The organism is Halobellus sp. MBLA0158 (genome assembly GCF_041477585.1).
GTDB classification, from domain to species: domain Archaea; phylum Halobacteriota; class Halobacteria; order Halobacteriales; family Haloferacaceae; genus Haloquadratum; species Haloquadratum rubicundus.
Map to the genome: position 1 here is coordinate 1,066,676 of NZ_JBGNYA010000001.1, position 18,402 is coordinate 1,085,077.

The window sequence follows — 18,402 nt, forward strand, 5'->3', positions numbered from 1 at the left end:
CTCAGTGCAGGAACGATCGCAGATCGCCGACGGCCCACGCGTTCAGTACGTCGTCGGGCTCGCACCAGCCGCGACGGGCGGTGTGGACGCCGTACCGCGCGTAGTCCAGCGCGCCCGGGGCGTGGGCGTCGGTGTCGATCGCGATCGTCGCGCCGGCGTCGACGGCGACGCGGACGAGCTCGCCGCGCAGGTCCAGACGCGCGGGGTCGGCGTTGATCTCGATCGCGGTCCCGGCGTCGGAAGCGGCGGTCGCGACCCGCTCGACGTCGAACTCCAGTCCCTCGCGCTCGTTGATCAGCCGTCCCGTCGGGTGGCCCAGGACGTCGACGCTGGGGTGTTCGACCGCGCGGACGAGCCGCTCCGTGGCCGCCTCCCGGTCCTGGCCGAGCGCGGCGTGCGGGGAGGCGACGACGACGTCCAGTTCGTCGAGGACGTCGTCGCCGGTCGAGAGGTCGCCGTCGCTGTCGACGTTCGTCTCGACGCCGTGAAAGAGCGTCAGGTCCTCGCCGTACTCCTCGCGGGCGTCTTCGATCGCTCCCATCTGTTCCCGCAGGTCGTCGTCCGAGAGGCCGACGCCGCCGACCATCCCCGGTCCGGTCGCGTGGTCGGTCACGGCGTAGTAGTCGTAGCCGCGGTCGACGGCGGCTTCGACCATCTCGCTCACGCTACTGCGCCCGTCGGACCAGTCGGTGTGGGTGTGGAGGTCCCCGTGGAGGTCGTCCTCTCCCAGTAGCTCCGGGAGGGCTCCCTCGCTGGCGGCGTTGATCTCGCCGGTCCCCTCGCGGAGTTCGGGGGGTATCCACGGCAGGTCGAGCGCGGCGTACATCGACTCCTCGGTTTCGCCGGCGACCCGCTCGCCGACGCGCTGGTCCGCGTCGGGATCGTCGACCTCCGAGACGTCGAAGACGCCGTACTCGTTCATCTTCAGGTCCCGCTCGATCGCGACGTTCCGGAGCCGGACGTTGTGGTCCTTGCTCCCGGTGAAGTACTGGAGCGCGGCGCCGAACTCGGATTCCGAGACGACTCGGAGGTCGATCCGGACGTCGCCGGCCCGGCCGCTGGCCTTGTGCTGGCCGGCCTCGATGACGTCGGTCAGCGTCGACCACTCGGTGAACGCGTCGACGACGCGCTCGCCCGACTCGCTGGCGACGAGCACGTCCACGTCGCCGATGGTGTCGCGCCAGCGGCGGATCGACCCCGCGACTTCCGCCTCCGCGACGGCGTCGACCTCGCGGAGGTACGCGAGGGCGTCGTCGGCGAGCGGCCGCGCGTCGCCCAGGCGCTCGCGCTCTTGGGCCTGCCGGGCGAACCCGACGTTCTCGCGGATGTTCGCCTCCGTCTTGGGGCCGAAGCCCTTCACCTCCTGAATCTCTCCGGCCTCGGCCGCCGCCGCGAGCTCGTCGAGCGTGGTGATCCCGAGCGCCTCGTAGAGCGTTCCGACGGTCTTCGGGCCGACGCCCTCGACGCGCGTGAGCGCCTCGATGTCGACCGGGAGCTCCTCGCGGAGTTCGCTCAGCTCTTCGATTTCTCCCGTTTCGACGTACTCGACGACCTTCGCGGAGATGGCGTCGCCGACGCCGTCGATCTCCTCGACCGCCTCGGCGCCCTCGGCCGCCAGCGCCTCGATCGGCTCGGGGTGCTCGCGGATGTTCTCGGCCGCCCGCCGGTAGACGTTCGGCTTGTACTCGACGCCGTCGGCTTCGAGGAGGTCGGCGAACTCCTCCAACTGCGAGGCGACCTCCGCGTTCCGGCTCACAGCCGCCTCCCGCTCCCGCCGGCGTCCTCGCGTCCGAGCGCCTGCTTCAGGAACTTCATCCAGCGCTTCCGGTCGGCGGCCTCCTGGACGTCTGCCTCCTGTTCGAGGTCGACCGGCCGGAGCTGTTCGAGGGCGTTCAGCGCCCGGTCGATTCCGACGATGCTCTCGGCGAGCTCCTCGCCCTTCTCGTAGCTGATCTCGCCGTCTTCGATCCGCTGGAGGCGCTGGAGGCGCTCCCGGCGGAGGTTCTTCTTCGCGCGCTCGACCCGTTCGCGCTCGCCCGAGGGGATCGTGTCGCGGCGCTTGATCTCGAAGACGAAGTCCCGGAGGTCGATCTCCTCGCCCTGGACGTCGATCGCGTCCGGGATGTCCGCACCGACGGTCGCGGCCTCGCGGTTGACCCGCTCCAGCAACTGTTTCCGTTCGAACTCCTTCACGGCTCTTGTGGCCCCTAGCGCGGGCGCACACTTCGCTCCTTCGCCGATCGCACTCCCCCGGTCGTACCCCCGATCGCACTCGTTCGTCCGCCTCCCGTCGGTGTCGCAGACGGCGGCAGACGGCCGCCGAGAGACGAACATACTTATGACTACCGTCGGAATACGGTCGGTATGGGACTGTTCGATCGACTGCGCGGGGAGGACCACCCGCGCGTCGCCTTCGTCGGTATCGACGGCGTGCCGTTTAGTCTTCTCTCCGACAACCCGGACCGCTTTCCGAACTTCGCCGCCCTCGCCGAGGAGGGGAGCGCGGGCGCGATCGAGAGCATCGTTCCCCCCGAGTCCTCGGCGTGTTGGCCCTCCCTCACGACGGGCGTGAATCCCGGCGAGACGGGCGTCTACGGCTTCCAAGATAGGGAAAACGGCTCCTACGACACCTACGTCCCGATGGGCCGGGACGTCCAGGCGACGCGGCTCTGGGACCGCGTCACCGACGCCGGCCGCCAGGCGAGCGTGCTGAACGTCCCCGTGACGTTCCCGCCGCAGCGCAACGTCCAGCGGATGGTCTCGGGCTTCCTCTCGCCCGGCGTCGACAAGGCGGCCCTCCCCGACGAGTTCCGGGACGAACTCGACGACCTGGGCTACCGGATCGACGTCAACGCCAAGCTCGGCCACGACGACGACAAGACGGAGTTCATCGAGAACGCCCACGAGACGCTCGACCGCCGCCACGAGGCGTTCCAGAACGTCATCGGCGCCGACGACTGGGACCTCTTCTTCGGCGTGTTCATGACGACCGACCGGGTGAACCACTTCCTGTTCAAGGACTACGAGCGCGACGGCGAGAACAAGGAGGCGTTCCTGGAGTTCTACGAGAAGGTCGACGAGTACGTCGGCGAGATCCGCGCGTCGCTGCCGGACGACGTCACGCTCGTCGTCGCCTCCGACCACGGCTTCACCTCGCTCGACTACGAGGTCCACTGCAACGCCTGGCTCGAAGAGCAGGGCTGGCTCTCCTACGAGGACGACGACCACGAGGAGCTCGGCGACATCGCCGACGACACCCGGGCGTACTCGCTGATCCCCGGCCGCTTCTACATCAACCTCGAAGGCCGCGAGCCCCGCGGGAGCGTCCCGCAGGACGACTACGAGGCGGTGCGCGCAGAACTCAAAGCCGAACTGGAGGAGCTTGAAGGCCCCGACGGCAAGAAGGTCGCAGACCGCGTCGTCGAGAAGGAAGACGCCTTCCGCGGCGACCACGACGACATCGCGCCGGACCTCGTCGTCGTCCCGAACCACGGCTTCGATCTCAAGTCCGGTTTCAAGGGCAGCGAGGAGGTCTTCGGCACCGGGCCACGGAACGGGATGCACAGCTTCGACAACGCGACGCTGTACGTCGACGACCCGGACGTCGAGATCAAGGACGCGGACCTCTACGACATCGCGCCGACGATCCTGGACCTGCTGGAGGTCGACTACGCCCGCACCGACCTCGACGGGGCGAGCCTCCTCAAGCAGTAAGTCGCCGTCGGATCACCCGCAGAATACCCCGTTTTCCCGCGCTTACAGCAGGTCGTCCAGTTCGTCGTTCGTCCACTGCTCGGCCGGATCGGTCCGCTCGGCCGCCCCCTCGACGTCTTCCTCCTGGGCGTCTTTCGCCCGCTGGAGGAACGTCTCCAGGCGCTCGGAGCGCTCGACGCCGCCCAGGAGCACGAGCGTGGCGATCCGGTCGCTGGAGAGGGGGAAGTCCCCACCGCGGACCTGGAGGCTCCCCGTCTCCTCTTCGACCCACCGGCGCGCGCGCTCGACGCCCTTCCGCGGGATGGCGTCCTGGTCGCCGGCGACGATCAGGAGCGCGGCGTCGGCGTCGGTCGCGTCCGGCAGGCTCGATCCGGTGAGGAGGGCGCGCCGGGTCGTGCTCATCACGGCGTTGATGTTCTCCTCGGCGTCGGGGGCGGCCTCCGCCGAGGCGTAGCCGAGCGCGGCGATGCCGCCGGAGCGGAGCGTGTTGATGATCTCCGAGGAGTCGACGACGCTCTCGGCGACGCCCTCGACGGCCTCGCCGGAGGCGAGAAGCAGGCCGACGCGCTGGGCGATCTCGTGATTGATCGAGTCGTAGCCCTCGGTGACGCTCTCGCCCACCGAGCGGAAGGCGTCGTTGTCGACGAGGAGGAGGGAGTCGGCCTCGCGCGCGAAGGTCTTCAGCGACCGGCCGGCGTTCACCTGGTACATCGACCCCTCGTCCTTGCCGGGGAGGATGCCGAGGCCGTAGACGGGGACGTCGTAGATGCGCTTGAGTTCCCTCGTCAGGACCGGGGCGCCGCCGCTGCCGGTGCCGCCGCCGAGTCCCGCGACCACAAAGATGGACTCGGTCCCGGCGACCACGCGGCCGTCGAGCGCCGACAGCACCTCCTGTGTGTCGGACTGCATCACCTCGGCGCCGAGTTCGTTGTCGCCGCCGACGCCGTGGCCCTTCACCCTGTCCTGGCCGATGAGGACGGTCTCGAAGGGCAGATCCTGGAGGTCGGTCTTGGCGGTGTTGACCGCGACCGCGCCGCGGACGGAGCCGAACCCCATCCGTTCGTCGTATTCGACCAGTTCGCGGGCGAGTTTCCCGCCGGCCTGGCCGACGCCGATCAGGACGGACTTCATACTCGCCCCATCGGCGAGACGACCCTTCAACGTTCGCCTCCTGGAGCCGGTCGCCTCGTCAGCCGTCGCTCCCCCACGACTCCCGCCCGACGGTTTATATCGGATACCGCACCCACCCGCGGTATGACGAGCGACTCCGACGGCGCGGACGACGGATCGACGCGGGACGCGAACGCGAATAGCGGCACCGAAGACGCCCGAGAGCGAATCGACCGACTGGAACGCCGCGTCGCGTCTCTGGAGTCGGAACTCGACGCGGCCCGTGGGCTGCTCGGCGGCATCGCGGCCGTCGACGAGTCGGTCGATCGCCGCGCGTCGATCGCGCTCGCCAAAGCCGAATCGCTCGAACGCGAGTTCGCCGCCGCCGAGCCCGGACTCGTCCGCGAGCGGCTTGCCGAGCCGTCGGACGGGGAGGCTCGGTCGGGTGGCGGGGCCTCGGAGAACGGGACGGCCCCGGCGGCGTCCACTCGCTCCGAGCGACCGGTGGCCGACGAGGCTCGGCCGCCGGCGAACGCGAATCACTCGGCGGCATCGCCGTCCTCAGTGTCGGACGGACGTGACACCGACGCCGACGACGGCCTCGCGGCGAGGCTGCGCGGCGTGCTCCGGTGATCCGGCTGGTCGTCGCCGCGGCGCTCGCGGTCGCGATGGTCGCGGCGGCAGCCCCGGCGGTCGAGGACGCGCAGGCGACGCGGACGGCCGACACCGTCGAGGCGTTCGGCGATCGGCTGGACCGGGCCGGACGGTCGCTCGCGGCGACCAGCGATTCGGCCACCAGCGTCGATCTGGCGGCCACGCGCGGCGTCGCGTTCACGTACCCGGGGGCGTCGTGGACGACGGCGCGGCCCGCGTTCGTCGCCGTCGGCGGGCGCCCCGGCGGGTCCGGGAACCGCTCGGTGCTCGCCTACGCGCTGCCCTCGTCGCCGACGCGACTCCGCGCGCTCTCGCTACCGGTGCCCGTGCGGACGCCGACCGGCCCGGTCGTGTTCCGCGGACGCGGCCGGCAGACGGTCTCGCTCGCGCTCGTCGCCGGCGCAGACGGCGACGGGCCCGCGCTGGTGATCGGCCGCGGCGACGCCGCCTGACGTCGCCCGACCGTTTATATACCGAGACGCGGCCACCCGCCGTATGTCGCGATACCTCGATTCGCTCCGCGCCGACGCCTTCGGTTCACTGCTCACCGACGCCGCGGTCTCGGTCGGGCTGTCCGGTGGATCAGCAGAGGCCACATCTTCGGACGCCGACGCGGAGGCGGACTCGGAAGTCTGCCGGTGCTCGGTCGCCGTCGAGTCCCCCACCGGGCTGGGGCTCGCAGATCGGTGCGTGCTCGTCGTTGACGCCGACGACTGCCCCGGCCGCGGGCGACTCGAAGCCGGTCCCGCGTGTCGAGCCACCGTCGTCGACGCCCTCGTCGAGCGCGACGTCGACGCCGTTCGGACCCGACACGCAGGCCGCGAGCGCACGTACGTCGACGCGGCACTGGCGCTGCTCGTCGCCGCCGGCCGCTTCGTCGAGCGCGCCGCCGTCCACGACGCCGACTTGGCCGACCGAGCCCGCCGTGATCCGCTCTCGGCGGCGCACAGGGCCACCGGACGCGCGGGCGCAGTCGCCCGGATCGCCGCCGAGTGCGGCCTCGCCGAACTGGCCGCACGCGTCGGCGCCGAGGGAGCACCGCCGTCGGAGGCCGGCGAATCGGACGCCTACGAGCGGGCGCTGGATCCGTTCGTCGGCCCCACGATCTCCCGGACGCGGGTGTCTCGACGGCTCCTGCCGGGTGCGCGGGTCGTTTCGGAGCGATCGCTTCCGACCGGCGCGGTGGCACGTATCTGCGAAGCGCCTTCCGGGACGTACTACCATCTCACGCCCGCGACCGAGGGACTCGACGCCGACGCGACGGCGACACTTGCCACCGCCTACGACGTGCTCGCGAACGGCTCGGTCGGCGGCGGATCGCGGGCGCCGGGGCGGGCGGTCAGGCGCGTCGCGGGCGACGACGAGCCGATCGAGACGCTCTCGGCGGTGCTCGCGCGCCACACCCGCGGGCTCGGCGTCTTCGAGCACCTCTTCGCCGACGAGGCGGTCTCGGACGTCGTCGCCTCCGCGCCCGTGGTCGACGGCCCGGTCCGGGTCGTCGTCGACGGCGAGCGGTTCCCGACGAACGTCCACCTGACGCCCGGCGGCGCGGCCGCGCTCGCCTCGCGGTTCCGCCGGGAGAGCGGGCGGGCCTTCTCGCGGAGCTCGCCCGCGCTCGACGCCTCTGTCGTCGCCGAGACGGGGCGGCGGATACGCGTTGCCGGCGTGACCGCGCCAGCCAGCGACGGCGTCGGATTCGCGTTCCGCGTCCGCGACGACGAGCCCTGGACGCTCGGCCGACTCGTCGCCGCGGGATCGCTCTCTGCCCGCGCGGCGGCCTTCCTGTCGCTCGCAGTCGAGCGCGGCTCGGCGCTCATCGTCGCCGGCACCCGCGGCGCCGGGAAGACGACCCTGCTCGGGGCGCTGCTGTGGGCGCTCCCGGCCGCGACGCGGCTCGTGACGATCGAGGATACGCCGGAGTTGCCGGTCGAATCCCTCCGCGAGCGCGGACGTGACGTGCAGGCGCTCCATACCGACGCGGTGCTGGGCGATGCGGCGAGCGAGGGGCGCTCCTCCGACGGATTCGCTCCGACGGACGCGCTCCGCGCGGCGCTCCGACTCGGCGACGGCGCGCTCGCCGTCGGCGAAGTCCGCGGCGAGGAGGCGGGCGCGCTCTACGAGGCGATGCGCGTCGGCGCTCAGGGCCACGCGGTCTTAGGGACGATCCACGGCGACTCGGCGGCCGCCGTCCGCGAGCGCGTCGTCTCCGATCTGGGGGTGCCGCCCTCGTCGTTCGGCGCGACGGACCTCGTCGTCACCTGCACCCGCGACGGCGACGCGCGACGGGTCTCCGCGATCGAGGCGGTCGAGACGCACGGCGGCGAGTCGTCGTTTCCCGCGCTCTTCGCGCGCGATGCGGGGCAACTCCGTCCCTCCGGTCGCATCGAGCGCGGCGAGAGCGCCGTCGTCGATCGGCTTCGATCACCGGGCGAGTCCTACGCCGAGTTCCTCGCGGCACTGGGGGCTCGGACGGCCCGGATCGATCGGCTCGCGACTACCGGGCTGACGCGGCCGGCGGATCTCGACGCCGAACGGAGCGAGACGCGATGACGAACGGCGCCGACGCGGTCGTCAGGGTGGCGCGGACGCTCGCCGGCTGGTATCCGGGCGACGTCGAGCCGACGCGGGAGCTGCACCGGTCCCTGGCATTCGTCGAGAGCGACCTCGCCGGCGACACCGTCGTCCGCGCCGGCTACGTCCTCGCGCCCGTCGTCGTGGTCACCGTCTTCGCCGTCCTCGCGCTCGCGATCCCCGGCCTGTCACTTCCCGCGGCGCTGCCGCTGGCGGCCGGGCTCGGACTGTGCGCTACCCACGTGGTCCATCGACTGCCCGTCGCGGCGGCGACGCTCCGCCGGACGCGCTCGCTCGGCGACGCGCCCGGCCTCGTCGCCCGCGCGGCGCTGCGGCTCCGGCTCGATCCGTCGCCCGAACGGGCCGCGCTGTTCGCCGCGCGGACGGGGGAGGGTCCGCTGGCGCGCAGCCTGGCCGCGCACGTCGAACGCACCCGCGCGGGGCCGACGTCGGGGCTCGGCGCGTTCGCGGCCGAGTGGCGGACGTGGTTCCCGGCGCTGGAGCGCTCGACGTCGCTGCTTTCGGCCGCGGTCGACGGTCCGACCGACGAGCGCGATCGCGCGCTCGACCGCGCGCTGGAGACGGTGCTCGACGGCACCCGCTCGGAGATGGCGGACTTCGCGGGCGCCGTTCGCGGGCCCGCGAGCGGCATCTACGCCTTCGGCGTCCTCCTGCCGCTCGCCCTGGTCGGCGTGCTTCCCGCCGCCAGCGCGGCCGGGATGTCGGTGCCGGCTGCCGCGTTCGTCCTCCTCTACGACGTCGCTCTCCCGGGCGGCCTGGTCGTCGCCGGCGCGTGGCTGCTCCTCCAGCGGCCGGTCGCGCTCGCGCCGGCGCGGGTGCTCGCGTCCCACCCCGACGTCCCCTCCGGTCCGATTCGCGGCGTGGCCGCGGGCGTCGCGTGCGCGGGAGCCGGCGCCGTCGTCGGTGGCTTCGTCGCCCCGTGGGCACCGCCGGTCGCGGCCGCCGGACTCGGCGTCGGCGGCGCGCTCGCCGTCCACTACCGACCTATGGCCGCGGTGAGAAAGCGGGTCCGACGGGCGGAAGCGGGGCTCGCGGACGCGACGGCGGTCGTCGGCCGGCGCGTCGGCGCCGGCGAGTCCGTCGAGACGGCCATCGAGTCGGCGGCGGAGGCGACCACCGGCCCGACGAGCGACCTCTTCGACGAGGCGGCCGGCGTGCAGCGACGGCTCCGCGTCGGCATCGACCGCGCGTTCCTGGGCGAACACGGCGCACTCGCGGACCTCCCGAGCCCGCGGGCCCGCGCGACGGCGACCCTGCTGGCCATCGCGGGGCGCGAGGGCCGTCCGGCCGGCCCGATGCTCGTGCGGCTCGCCGATCATCTCACCGAACTCCGGCGGGTCGAGGCCGATGCCCGCCGCGAGCTCGCGGCGATCACGGGGACGCTCACGCACACCGCGGCCCTCTTCGGCCCGCTCGTCGGCGGCGCGACCGTCGCGATGGCCGTCCAGATGGCCGCGGCGGAGACGGCCCGGCCCGTCGGATCGGCGGCCGCCGCGTCCTCCGCGTTCGGCGCCGCGTCGGAGTCCGCGACCGCGATCGCGCCCTCCCTCTTCGGGACGGCCGTCGGCGCGTACGTGCTCGTGCTCGCGGTCGTCCTGACCGTCGTCGCGACCGGGCTCGACCGCGGCCTCAATCGCTCGCTCGTCGGCTACCGCGTCGGTCTAGCGCTCTGCTCGGCGACCGCAGCGTACCTTGCGGCGTTCGTCGGCGCGTCCACGCTGTTCTGAATCCGCTTCCGAGTCCGGGCGTGAGGGTTTATATATCAAAACGGGGCCATCCGCGCTATGTTCGACCTGACGCTGGACGCGTGGTACGGCTGGATCGGGCTGTCGCTGGCGAGCGTCGCGCTCTTCGGGGCGGTCGCCGGGCTCCCGACGGCGCCGCCGCCCGACGCGGGGGCCGTGGCGGCGACGATCGACCGGGTCGCGGGCGCGGAGTACGCCTCGACGGCCGAGCACCCACTCGACGCCGAGCAGATCCGGCTTGGTACACGCCGGATCGCGCTCCGTTCGGACGCCGGGACCGCGCACGCGACGCTCTCGTTCGGCCCGGTGACGCCGGTCCCCGTGACCGATTCGCCGCTCCGGGACGTCCTCCACGGTATGCCCCCGGAGCGGGCGTTCGACTCGCCCGAGGCGTTCCGCCAGGCGGTCGTCGCCGCCCGTGCCAACGCGACCGACGCGCCGTGGCGCGAGGTCGACCGGACGCTGATCGCCCGCCGGACCACCTGGGAGGGAGTGGATGTCGTCCTCGTCGACGCGTGAGGGCGGCGCGGACGCGCGGGCGCAGACGACGCCGATCGTCGCCCTGATAGCGCTCTTCGCGGTCTGTTCCGGCGTCTCGCTGTACGCGAGCGCGCTGACGGCAGCGACGCCCTCCGAGACGACCAACGCTTTGGCCGAGCCGACGCTGGACCGCGTCCACGACGCCGTGAGCACTGGCGGAGTCGTCGACCCGTTCGCGCTGCCGCGGGCCGCCGGCGTCGCTCCCGACGGCTACCGCGTCGCCGTCGAAGTGACGACCGACCGGGGCCGCTTCGGCTCCGGCAGCCCGCCGCCGCGGGGAGGAGTCGACGTCGACCGGGCGAGCCGTCCGGCGAGCGTCGATGTCGGGACCGGCGATGTCGTGTGGGGGCGGCTGACGGTCTGGGTGTGGCGATGAACGCCGCGCTCGACGCCGGCGTCTGCCTCCTTCTCCTCTCCGCCGGCGTCGTCGGCCTCGTGACGGTCGACCAGGCGCCCCCGGCGACGCCCAGCCGCGCCGACGCCGTCGCCGACGCGCTCGCGACGACGACCGCGCAGGTCGACTACTCGCTGACGCCCGACGTCGACGCGCTGAACGCGTCAGGTGCGGCGGTCGCAGACGAGGAGACGTTCGCTCCCGACTCGCCCGAACTCGATCGGACGAGCCACGGAAGTCTCGCGGGGCTGCTGGCTCGCGCCGCGACCGCCAGCGGTGGGGTCGCGCTCGACGCGGTCGAGCCGAATGCGACGACGGAGCCCGAGATCCATCCGCTCACGCGAACGCGGTCCGGTTTCGCGCGCGCCGTGGGCGACGCCGTCCTGGCGCGAACCGGCGCGAAAGTACGCGTGGACGCGACGTGGCGGCCGTATCCGGATGCACCCGTCGGTGGACAGTTTGGCGTCGGTCCCGATCCGCCCGCCGGCCGCGTCCACGCGGCGTCGCTCGTGATCCCGACCGGCGTCGAGCCGCTCCCGCCGTCCGCTCGGACCGACTTCGACGCGCTGGGATCCGCCGTGGCCGACCGCACGGTCGCCGTCCTCGTCCCCGCGGGGCCGGCGCGCGTGACGCTCCGCGGCGACGATCCGACGGCCGCCCTGGTGCGCCACCGCTACGCCCGTCTCGCGTCGGTGACGAACGCATCCCTCACGGAACCGCTCGCGACTGAGGACACCAGAGCGGCCAACGAGCGAGTCGCGCGACGCCTCGAAGCCCGGATCACCGGCGACCTGCGGGCGGCGCACGACACGCCGATGGAGGCCGTCGAGGCGGTCTCGGTGGACTCGGTCCGCATCGTCGTCAGGACGTGGCCCGCGTCGGAGGGGATCTGAATGCGGCTCGCCGACGACGACCGCGCACGCGTGCCGTTCGCGCTCCTCGGCGTGTTGCTCCTCGTCGGGAGCTCGACGTTCGCTGCCTCGCTCGCGACGCCGGGCCCGGAACCGATCGATCGGGCCGCGGACGTCGCGGCCGACCGCGTCGAGGGCGAGGTGACGGCCGCGGTCCGCACTGCGGTTCGCGACGCCGCCCGCGCGGCCGCCCGCGACCCGGTCACGGTCGCGGCCGACACGCCCGCCGGCCGAGCACTCGGAACGGAGGACCCGTTCCGACGGTCCCTCCGGCTTCGGATCTTCGCCGCCGCCCGCGACGCGGTCGGGCCGATCGAACACCGCAGAGGCGAGAGCGTCGCCCACGCCTCGTTCGGTGCGGGTGTCGAGGACGTCGAGGGCGCGCTCTCTCGGGTCTCCGTCGCGGGGCGAGACGACGGAACGGAGCTCCGGGCGACGGTCCGCGGCATCGCGGTGACGGTCAAGCGGAACGGACGCGTCCTCGACTCTTACCGGACGAACCGCACCGTCACCGTCGCCGTTCCCGTGCTCGCGCTCCACGACCGGACCGAGGCCTTCCAGACGCGCCTCGACGCGGACCCGATCGCGGCGCCGGGGCTCGCCCGGCGGCTGACGGTCGGCGTCACGGCGATGGCGCAGGCCCGCGGACTCGGCCAGTACGGCGGGCTGCCGATCTCGAACGTCGTCGGCAACCGCCACGTCGCGCTCTCGACGAACGCAGGCTTACTCGACGCCCAGCGGGCGTCGTTCGGACACGCCGACCCCGAGGCCGCCGCTGGCGTCCGCGCGGCGACGCTTCAGACCGGCGTCACCGACGTCCTCGGGCCGCGGACCGACCCCCGCGTCCTCGCCGCGGTGACGGGACAGCTCCCGGATCCGAACGACGCCGAACGCGTGGACGCCGCCTCGCGGCCGGGCGCGCTCCCGGCGACGCGCACGATCACGGTCGGCGTCAACGACACGGCGGACGAGGCCTTCGTCGCGCTCCTCCGGGGCACGGACGGTCCGAATCTCGATTCGATCCGTCGAGAGAGCTACCGCGCGAGCGTCAGCGTCGGCGCCGATGCGCGGCTGGTGCGGAACGGCCGTCGGCCGTCGCCACGCGCTCCCGGCGAAAACTGGACGCTCGCGTACTCCGACGTCGATACGAGCGTTTCGGTCCGGGGCGGTGGCCGCTCTACCGCCGTCGTCTCCGCCGGCCATCGCGCGCGCCGGCTCTACGCGGCCACGCGCCGCGTGGTCGAACGTCACACCGTCCGGCGCACCTGGGTCAAGATCAACGCCTCACCCAGAACAACCTCGGCATCCTGGCGCGACGCCCATCGCGTCCGCGTGACTGCGACCGGCCGCCTCGGCGACGCCCGCGGACCGGACCGCGCCGTCGACCCGCTCTTCCGGACGGGCGGCGCGATCGGCGGGCCGAACCTCCGAGGCGGTAGCTCCGTCGCCCGGGACCTCGTCGCCGAACTCGGCGGTCCCGACGCGATCGCTCGACGGGCGGTGACCGGCGGCCGGACGAACGCCCGAACGCGGTTCACCGGCGACCGCCCCGACGACCTCTCGGCGTGGGTGTACGCCGACGTCGCGGCGCTCCGGGAACGGGTCCGACGTCTCTCCGTGGAGGTATCAGCCAGCGACGCCGCGACGGGACAGCGCAACGGCGCCGCCCGGCTGGCCGATCGGGTCAGGAGCCGCCGCGCGGCCCTCCTCGATGCGCCGCGGCGCTACGACGGCGCCGCCGACCGCGCTCGGGTCGCCGCGCGCGCCGCGTACCTCGATCTCGTGCTCGCTCGCCTGGACGAGCGCGCGGGGCAGACGGGGAAGCAGAACGCCGGCATCGGCCGAGCGCTCGCGGCGAAGGGTATCTCGGCGACCAGAGCGAACGACCTCGCCGACCTGACGCCCGAAGCCCCGTCCCGTCGGTTCGCCCTCGGGAGCGACTCCGGGGCCCGCGGACGGACCGCCTTCGTCCCCGACGGCGACCCGGCGTACCTCGCGCCCGCGCCGGTCGAGGGGTCGCTCGTCGACGGCATCGCCGACGACGAGCGGTACGTCGGCCTCGCGGTCAGGAACCTCAACGTCTTCGCGGTCCCGTACGGCGACGCCGCGGACCTGGTCACGCGGACGCTCTTCGGCGATCCCGGTCGCGTGTCGCTCCACACCGCCGGCCAGTCGCTCGTCGCCGCCGACCGAACGCTCGCGGCGCATCCGAACGCGACGCTCCGGGCGCGGACCGACCACCTGAGATCGAGAGTCGCCCAGTCGATGGATCACATCCGGGAGCGAGCGACGCGGACGCTCGCCCGCGAGTCGTCGCTGTCGCGTCCCGAGAGCGAGACCGTCGTCCGACGGGCGTTCGCGCGATGGGACAGCCCCGGTGAGCGCGCGGTCGCCGCGACGGACGGATCGCTGGCGGCCGCGGTCGCGTCGGCCGCGATCGAGGAGGGAGCGGCACGCGAAAGCGACGGCTCCCGAACGGTGACCGAAGACCGCATCCGAACGGCGCTCCGCGTCGATCTCCGGGACACCGCGACGAGCGCGGACGTCCGCGTCTCGCAGGCCGCCGTCGAGGACGCGGTCTCGACGACCCGAGGGCTCCTCCGCGAGGAGGCACGGGCGAGGGCGGGAGCCGCGACCGAGCGGGCGATCGCGCGGGCGTCGAACGGGACCGTCGGCGGTATCCCGGCGGGCCTGCCGATCCTCCCGACGCTCAACCCCTGGGTCGCGACCGCGAACGTCTGGGTCGTCGAGTCCCGCGGCGCCTACGGGCGCTTCGCCGTCACGACCGACTCGGGCGCCACGACGTACGTTCGCGACGGCTCGTCGGTCGCTTTCGACGTGGACGGCGACGGCGAACCCGAGGTCCTCGGTCGGAACGAACGGATCGGCTTCCGGGTCCGGACGGTCGCCGTCGTGGCCGTCCCGGCGGGGAAGCTCGGCGTCGGCGACACGGACGGCAATGTCGACGAGCGATCGGTGGCGTGGGCCGGTCCCGAACCCGGCCCGCGCTGTGTCACGCCGACCGGGCGGTGTCCGCGGGAGTAGTCGGCGGCGTCGCTGTCGGTCGAGCGTCGAGAGGGAAAAACGGATCCGCGCGTCAGTCCGAGATCAGCGGAGCCGCGCGGCGATCAGCCCTTCGAGGTCGTCGCGGAACTCGTCGACTGCGATCTCTTCGAGGACGGGCACGAAGAAGCCCTCGACGAGCATATTCCGCGCCTGTCCGTCGGGGATCGCCCGCGACACCATGTAGAACAGGTCCTCCTTGTCGACCTGGCCGACCGTCGCGGAGTGGGAGGCCTCGGTGTCGTGATTGTGGATGATCAGCTTCGGCGACGCGTCGGCCTCGCTGTCGTCCGACAGCATCAGCGTGTTCTCGCGCTGGTACGAGGAGGTGTTCCACGCCTCGCGGCCGACGTCCTGGACGCCCTCGTACACCGAGCGGGCCTCGTCGTCGAGGACGCCGCGGGTCACGAGGTCGGCGGTCGTGTTCTCGGCGTTGTGCCAGACGCGCGCGTTGACGTCGAAGTGCTGGTCGCCGTGACCGAAGAACGCGCCGACGATCTTCGTCTCCGAGGAGTCGCCGTTGAGTTCGGACTCGACGTCAGAGCGGGTCAGTCGGGAGCCGAGGTTGCCCTCGATCCAGTTGACCGTCGCGTAGGTGCCGACGTCCGCGCGCTTCAGCGAGTACGTGTAGGTGTCCTCGTCGAGGTCCTGCAGCGAGCCGTACTGGACGTAGGAGTTCTCGCCGGCGTCGATCTCGACGAGGTTCGAGAAGTACCGCGCGTCGGCGTCGACGTCCTCGCCGGACTCGATGCTCTCCAGAATCGTCACCGACGACGACTCCTCGGTGACGACGAGCGTGTGGCTGAACAGCGAGCGGGAGTTCATCTCCGCGCGGACGGTCACGTCCTCGGCGTCGACGCCCTCAGGGACGTAGACGACCGTGCCGGTGGTGAAGAGCGCCGCCGACAGCGCGGTCAGGTAGTTCTCTTCGGGGTCGACCGTCGAGCCGAACGCGGACTCGACCAGGTCGGGGTGCTCGTCGAGCGCCTCGGTGAAGGTGAGGACCTCGACGCCCTCGGCCGAGGTCCGCTCGGTCTCGTCGCCCTGATCGAGCGGGTCGACGAGCGACTCGAAGTCGAGCGCTTCGAGGTTCGTCCAGCGCCGGCCGGGCGTTTGGATGACGTCTGGCAGCTCCAGTTCGTCGAGCGCGTCGAGCGCCGAGAGCCGCCGTTCGAGCAGCCACTCGGGCTCGTCGCGCGCGTCCGAAATTTCGCGAACCGTCTCTTCGGAGAGGTTCGCCGGGAGTTGTACGCCGCTCATACTATCCGAGGCTCCCCTCCATTTCGAGTTCGACGAGGCGGTTGAGTTCGACCGCGTACTCGATCGGCAGCTCTTCGGTAATGGGCTCGATGAAGCCCGAGACGATCATCTGCTTGGCGTCGTCGTCGTCGAGGCCGCGCGACTGGAGGTAGAACACGTCCTCGTCGCCGATCTTCCCCACTGTGGCCTCGTGGGCGACGTCGACCTTCGACTCGTTGATCTCCATATACGGCATCGTGTCCGACGTGGACTCGTTGTCGAACATCAGCGCGTCGCACTCGACCGAGGTCGAGGAGTCCGAGGCGCCGTCGGCGATGTGGACCAGTCCTCGGTAGTTGGTCCGGCCGCCGTCCTTCGAGATCGACTTCGACTCGATGGTCGACTTCGTGTTCGGCGCGTTGTGGTAGACCTTCGCGCCGGTGTCGATGTTCTGGCCCTCGCCCGCGAAGGCGATGGTGATGTGGTTGTCGGAGGCGCCCGGGCCCTTCAGGACGGTCGAGGGGTACAGCATCGTCGCCTTCGAGCCCATCGAGCCGGAGATCCACTCCATCCGGCCGTTCTTCTCGACGATGGCGCGCTTGGTGTTGAGGTTGTAGGTGTTCTTCGACCAGTTCTGGACGGTCGAGTACTGGACGTGGGCGTCCTCGCCGACGAAGACCTCGACGCCGCCGGAGTGCAGATTGAACGCGGAGTACTTCGGGGCCGAACAGCCCTCGATGTAGTGGACCTCCGCGCCGTCCTCGGCGACGATGAGGGTGTGCTCGAACTGGCCCATCCCCTCGGAGTTCATCCGGAAGTACGCCTGGACGGGCATCTCGACGGTGACGTCCTCGGGGACGTACACGAACGAGCCGCCGGACCAGACCGCGCCGTGGAGCGCCGCAAACTTGTTGTCCGACGGGGGAACGCACTTCGTCATGAAGTGCTCCTTGACGATCTCGGGGTGCTCCTGCACCGCCTTGTCCATATTCATGAAGATGACGCCCTTCTCCTCCCAGCGCTCCTGCATATTCTGGTAGACGACCTCGGACTCGTACTGAGCGCCGACGCCGGAGAGCGCGTTCTTCTCGGCTTCCGGGATACCGAGCTTGTCGAAGGTGTCCTTGATCTCGTCGGGGAGCTCCGTCCAGTCGTCGACGCCCGCGCGGACGTCGACGTCGGGGCGGATGTATGGGACGATCTCCGCGACGTCCACTTCCGAGAGGTCAGGCTGACCGGGCCAGTCGGTGGGCATCGGCATCTCCTGGAACTGCTCAAGCGCGCGGAGGCGCCGCTGCAGCATCCACTCGGGCTCGTCCTTGTCTTCGGAGATGACGCGGACCGTCTCCTCGGTCAGGCCCTTCTCGGTCTGGAACGCCGAGGACTCCTCCTTCTTGAAGTCGAAGCGGGCCTCGGTGTCCGTCTCTTTGAGGTGATCTTGTTCGGAACTCATTGTGTGTAGTGTGTGTTTACGGTTCCTTTCTTATGAGCCTGTGCGTAACTGAACATAGTTACGCGGTCTCGTAGACTTCCTCGCGGACCCAGTCGTAGCCGTGGTCTTCGAGCTGCTCGGCCAGTTCGGCGTCGCCGCTCTTGACGACCTTGCCGTCCAGCATAATGTGGACGTGATCGGGCTCGACGTACTCGAGAATCCGCTGGTAGTGGGTGATCTGCAGAATGCCGGTGCCCTGCTCGTCGCGGAGGGCGTTGATGCCCTTCGAGACGTCCTGGAGGCGGTCGATGTCCAGCCCGGAGTCGATCTCGTCGAGGACGGCGATCGCGGGCTCGAGGATGGCCGCCTGCAGGACCTCGTTCTGCTTCTTCTCGCCGCCGGAGAAGCCGGCGTTGAGGTAGCGCTGCATGAACTTCTCGTCCATGTCCAGCACCTCCATCTTCTCCTTGAGGAGCTGCTGGAACTCGGCGACGCCGATCTCGCCCTCGTCGGCGGGGCCCTCCATCGGCGAGGTCTCGTAGCCCGCCTCTTCGTCTTCGTCGTCCGCCTCGGCCTCGTCTTCGTCCTCCTCTTCGAAGAGCTCCTCGCGCTCTTCGAGCTTGGCGTTGAGCGCCGTCCGGAGGAAGTTCGTCATCGTGACGCCTTCGATCTCCGCGGGGTACTGGAAGCCGAGGAAGATACCGAGCGCCGCGCGCTCGTTCGGCTCTAGATCGAGTAGATTCCAGGTGCGTTTGTCCTCGGGGATCTCGAGGTCCTGATCGAAGTCGTCTTCGTCGAGGTGGAGCAGGATCTCGCCCTCGGTCACCTCGTAGGCCGGGTGGCCGGCGATCACTTTCGCCGTCGTCGACTTCCCGGACCCGTTCGGTCCCATCAGGGCGTGGATCTCCCCGGAGTTGACCTCCAGGTCGACGCCGCGAAGAATCTGTTCGCCGCCTTCCTCCGCCACGTTCGCGTGGAGGTTCTTGATTTCGAGTGTAGCCATCGTGT

At 71.5% G+C, this 18,402-nt stretch carries 15 protein-coding genes; 9 read left to right on the plus strand and 6 right to left on the minus strand.

Features of this window, described 5'->3' with window-relative positions; translation table 11 throughout:
- Position 1 precedes the first annotated feature (1 nt).
- Both polX and OS889_RS05565 read right to left on the minus strand, forming a co-directional pair.
- Positions 2–1,756, minus strand: coding sequence for a DNA polymerase/3'-5' exonuclease PolX (gene polX, locus OS889_RS05560; RefSeq protein ID WP_372388031.1), 1,755 nt, complete (start codon positions 1,754–1,756; stop codon positions 2–4).
- Positions 1,753–2,193, minus strand: a complete 441-nt coding sequence (locus OS889_RS05565) for a DUF5788 family protein (RefSeq protein WP_372388033.1) — start codon at positions 2,191–2,193, stop codon at positions 1,753–1,755. Before OS889_RS05565 ends, polX begins: the two co-directional genes overlap by 4 nt.
- Positions 2,194–2,364: 171 nt before the next feature.
- On the opposite strand from OS889_RS05565, the gene OS889_RS05570 reads away from it, so the two are divergent.
- Positions 2,365–3,714 (plus strand): alkaline phosphatase family protein, encoded by a 1,350-nt coding sequence (locus OS889_RS05570; RefSeq protein ID WP_372388036.1) that lies wholly within the window; start codon positions 2,365–2,367, stop codon positions 3,712–3,714.
- A gap of 42 nt (positions 3,715–3,756) precedes the next feature.
- Here the strand turns inward: OS889_RS05570 and OS889_RS05575 are convergent, their stop codons facing one another.
- Positions 3,757–4,845 carry a tubulin/FtsZ family protein gene (locus OS889_RS05575; RefSeq protein ID WP_372388038.1) on the minus strand — a complete coding sequence of 363 codons (1,089 nt, stop codon included), beginning with the start codon at positions 4,843–4,845 and terminating at the stop codon, positions 3,757–3,759.
- A 123-nt stretch (positions 4,846–4,968) separates the two neighbouring features.
- On the opposite strand from OS889_RS05575, the gene OS889_RS05580 reads away from it, so the two are divergent.
- The 8 genes from OS889_RS05580 to OS889_RS05615 are packed head-to-tail and all read left to right on the plus strand — an operon-like array spanning position 4,969 to position 14,705.
- Complete coding sequence (locus tag OS889_RS05580; protein WP_372388041.1) at positions 4,969–5,457, plus strand: DUF7310 family coiled-coil domain-containing protein; 489 nt, start codon at positions 4,969–4,971, stop codon at positions 5,455–5,457.
- Complete coding sequence (locus OS889_RS05585) at positions 5,454–5,930, plus strand: DUF7311 family protein (protein WP_372388044.1); 477 nt, start codon at positions 5,454–5,456, stop codon at positions 5,928–5,930. Before OS889_RS05580 ends, OS889_RS05585 begins: the two co-directional genes overlap by 4 nt.
- Positions 5,931–5,973: 43 nt before the next feature.
- Positions 5,974–8,028: an ATPase, T2SS/T4P/T4SS family gene (locus tag OS889_RS05590; protein ID WP_372388046.1), complete on the plus strand. Its 2,055-nt coding sequence runs from the start codon at positions 5,974–5,976 to the stop codon at positions 8,026–8,028.
- The gene (locus OS889_RS05595) at positions 8,025–9,797 is read left to right on the plus strand and encodes a type II secretion system F family protein (RefSeq protein WP_372388049.1); all 1,773 of its coding nucleotides are present in this window, start codon (positions 8,025–8,027) and stop codon (positions 9,795–9,797) included. The genes OS889_RS05590 and OS889_RS05595 overlap by 4 nt, the downstream gene beginning before the upstream one ends.
- Positions 9,798–9,854: 57 nt before the next feature.
- Positions 9,855–10,334: a DUF7283 family protein gene (locus OS889_RS05600; protein ID WP_372388052.1), complete on the plus strand. Its 480-nt coding sequence runs from the start codon at positions 9,855–9,857 to the stop codon at positions 10,332–10,334.
- Positions 10,312–10,731 carry a DUF7285 family protein gene (locus OS889_RS05605; protein WP_372388054.1) on the plus strand — a complete coding sequence of 140 codons (420 nt, stop codon included), beginning with the start codon at positions 10,312–10,314 and terminating at the stop codon, positions 10,729–10,731. Before OS889_RS05600 ends, OS889_RS05605 begins: the two co-directional genes overlap by 23 nt.
- The gene (locus tag OS889_RS05610; RefSeq protein WP_372391558.1) at positions 10,728–11,642 is read left to right on the plus strand and encodes a DUF7284 family protein; all 915 of its coding nucleotides are present in this window, start codon (positions 10,728–10,730) and stop codon (positions 11,640–11,642) included. Before OS889_RS05605 ends, OS889_RS05610 begins: the two co-directional genes overlap by 4 nt.
- Positions 11,643–14,705: a DUF7286 family protein gene (locus OS889_RS05615; RefSeq protein ID WP_372388055.1), complete on the plus strand. Its 3,063-nt coding sequence runs from the start codon at positions 11,643–11,645 to the stop codon at positions 14,703–14,705. It abuts the gene before it with no gap.
- Positions 14,706–14,768: 63 nt separating this feature from the next.
- Here OS889_RS05615 and sufD read toward each other — a convergent pair whose 3' ends face one another.
- From sufD to OS889_RS05630, 3 genes are read right to left on the minus strand one after another with little or no spacing between them, the layout of a single operon-like run.
- Positions 14,769–15,983: a Fe-S cluster assembly protein SufD gene (sufD, locus tag OS889_RS05620; RefSeq protein WP_372388057.1), complete on the minus strand. Its 1,215-nt coding sequence runs from the start codon at positions 15,981–15,983 to the stop codon at positions 14,769–14,771.
- Between the two features lies 1 nt (position 15,984).
- Entirely contained in the window at positions 15,985–17,415 is a 1,431-nt protein-coding gene (gene sufB / locus OS889_RS05625; RefSeq protein ID WP_372388058.1) for a Fe-S cluster assembly protein SufB, read from the minus strand.
- A gap of 58 nt (positions 17,416–17,473) precedes the next feature.
- Positions 17,474–18,397: an ABC transporter ATP-binding protein gene (locus OS889_RS05630; protein ID WP_372388060.1), complete on the minus strand. Its 924-nt coding sequence runs from the start codon at positions 18,395–18,397 to the stop codon at positions 17,474–17,476.
- Between the last annotated feature and the right edge of the window lie 5 nt (positions 18,398–18,402).

Coding starts and splice junctions, on each gene's coding strand:
- OS889_RS05570 (WP_372388036.1), top strand. CDS start 2,365: ATGGGACTGTTCGATCGACTGCGCGGGGAGGACCACCCGCGCGTCGCC.
- OS889_RS05575 (WP_372388038.1), bottom strand. CDS start 4,845: ATGAAGTCCGTCCTGATCGGCGTCGGCCAGGCCGGCGGGAAACTCGCC.
- OS889_RS05580 (WP_372388041.1), top strand. CDS start 4,969: ATGACGAGCGACTCCGACGGCGCGGACGACGGATCGACGCGGGACGCG.
- OS889_RS05590 (WP_372388046.1), top strand. CDS start 5,974: ATGTCGCGATACCTCGATTCGCTCCGCGCCGACGCCTTCGGTTCACTG.
- OS889_RS05595 (WP_372388049.1), top strand. CDS start 8,025: ATGACGAACGGCGCCGACGCGGTCGTCAGGGTGGCGCGGACGCTCGCC.
- OS889_RS05600 (WP_372388052.1), top strand. CDS start 9,855: ATGTTCGACCTGACGCTGGACGCGTGGTACGGCTGGATCGGGCTGTCG.
- OS889_RS05605 (WP_372388054.1), top strand. CDS start 10,312: ATGTCGTCCTCGTCGACGCGTGAGGGCGGCGCGGACGCGCGGGCGCAG.
- OS889_RS05610 (WP_372391558.1), top strand. CDS start 10,728: ATGAACGCCGCGCTCGACGCCGGCGTCTGCCTCCTTCTCCTCTCCGCC.
- OS889_RS05615 (WP_372388055.1), top strand. CDS start 11,643: ATGCGGCTCGCCGACGACGACCGCGCACGCGTGCCGTTCGCGCTCCTC.
- sufD (WP_372388057.1), bottom strand. CDS start 15,983: ATGAGCGGCGTACAACTCCCGGCGAACCTCTCCGAAGAGACGGTTCGC.
- sufB (WP_372388058.1), bottom strand. CDS start 17,415: ATGAGTTCCGAACAAGATCACCTCAAAGAGACGGACACCGAGGCCCGC.
- OS889_RS05630 (WP_372388060.1), bottom strand. CDS start 18,397: ATGGCTACACTCGAAATCAAGAACCTCCACGCGAACGTGGCGGAGGAA.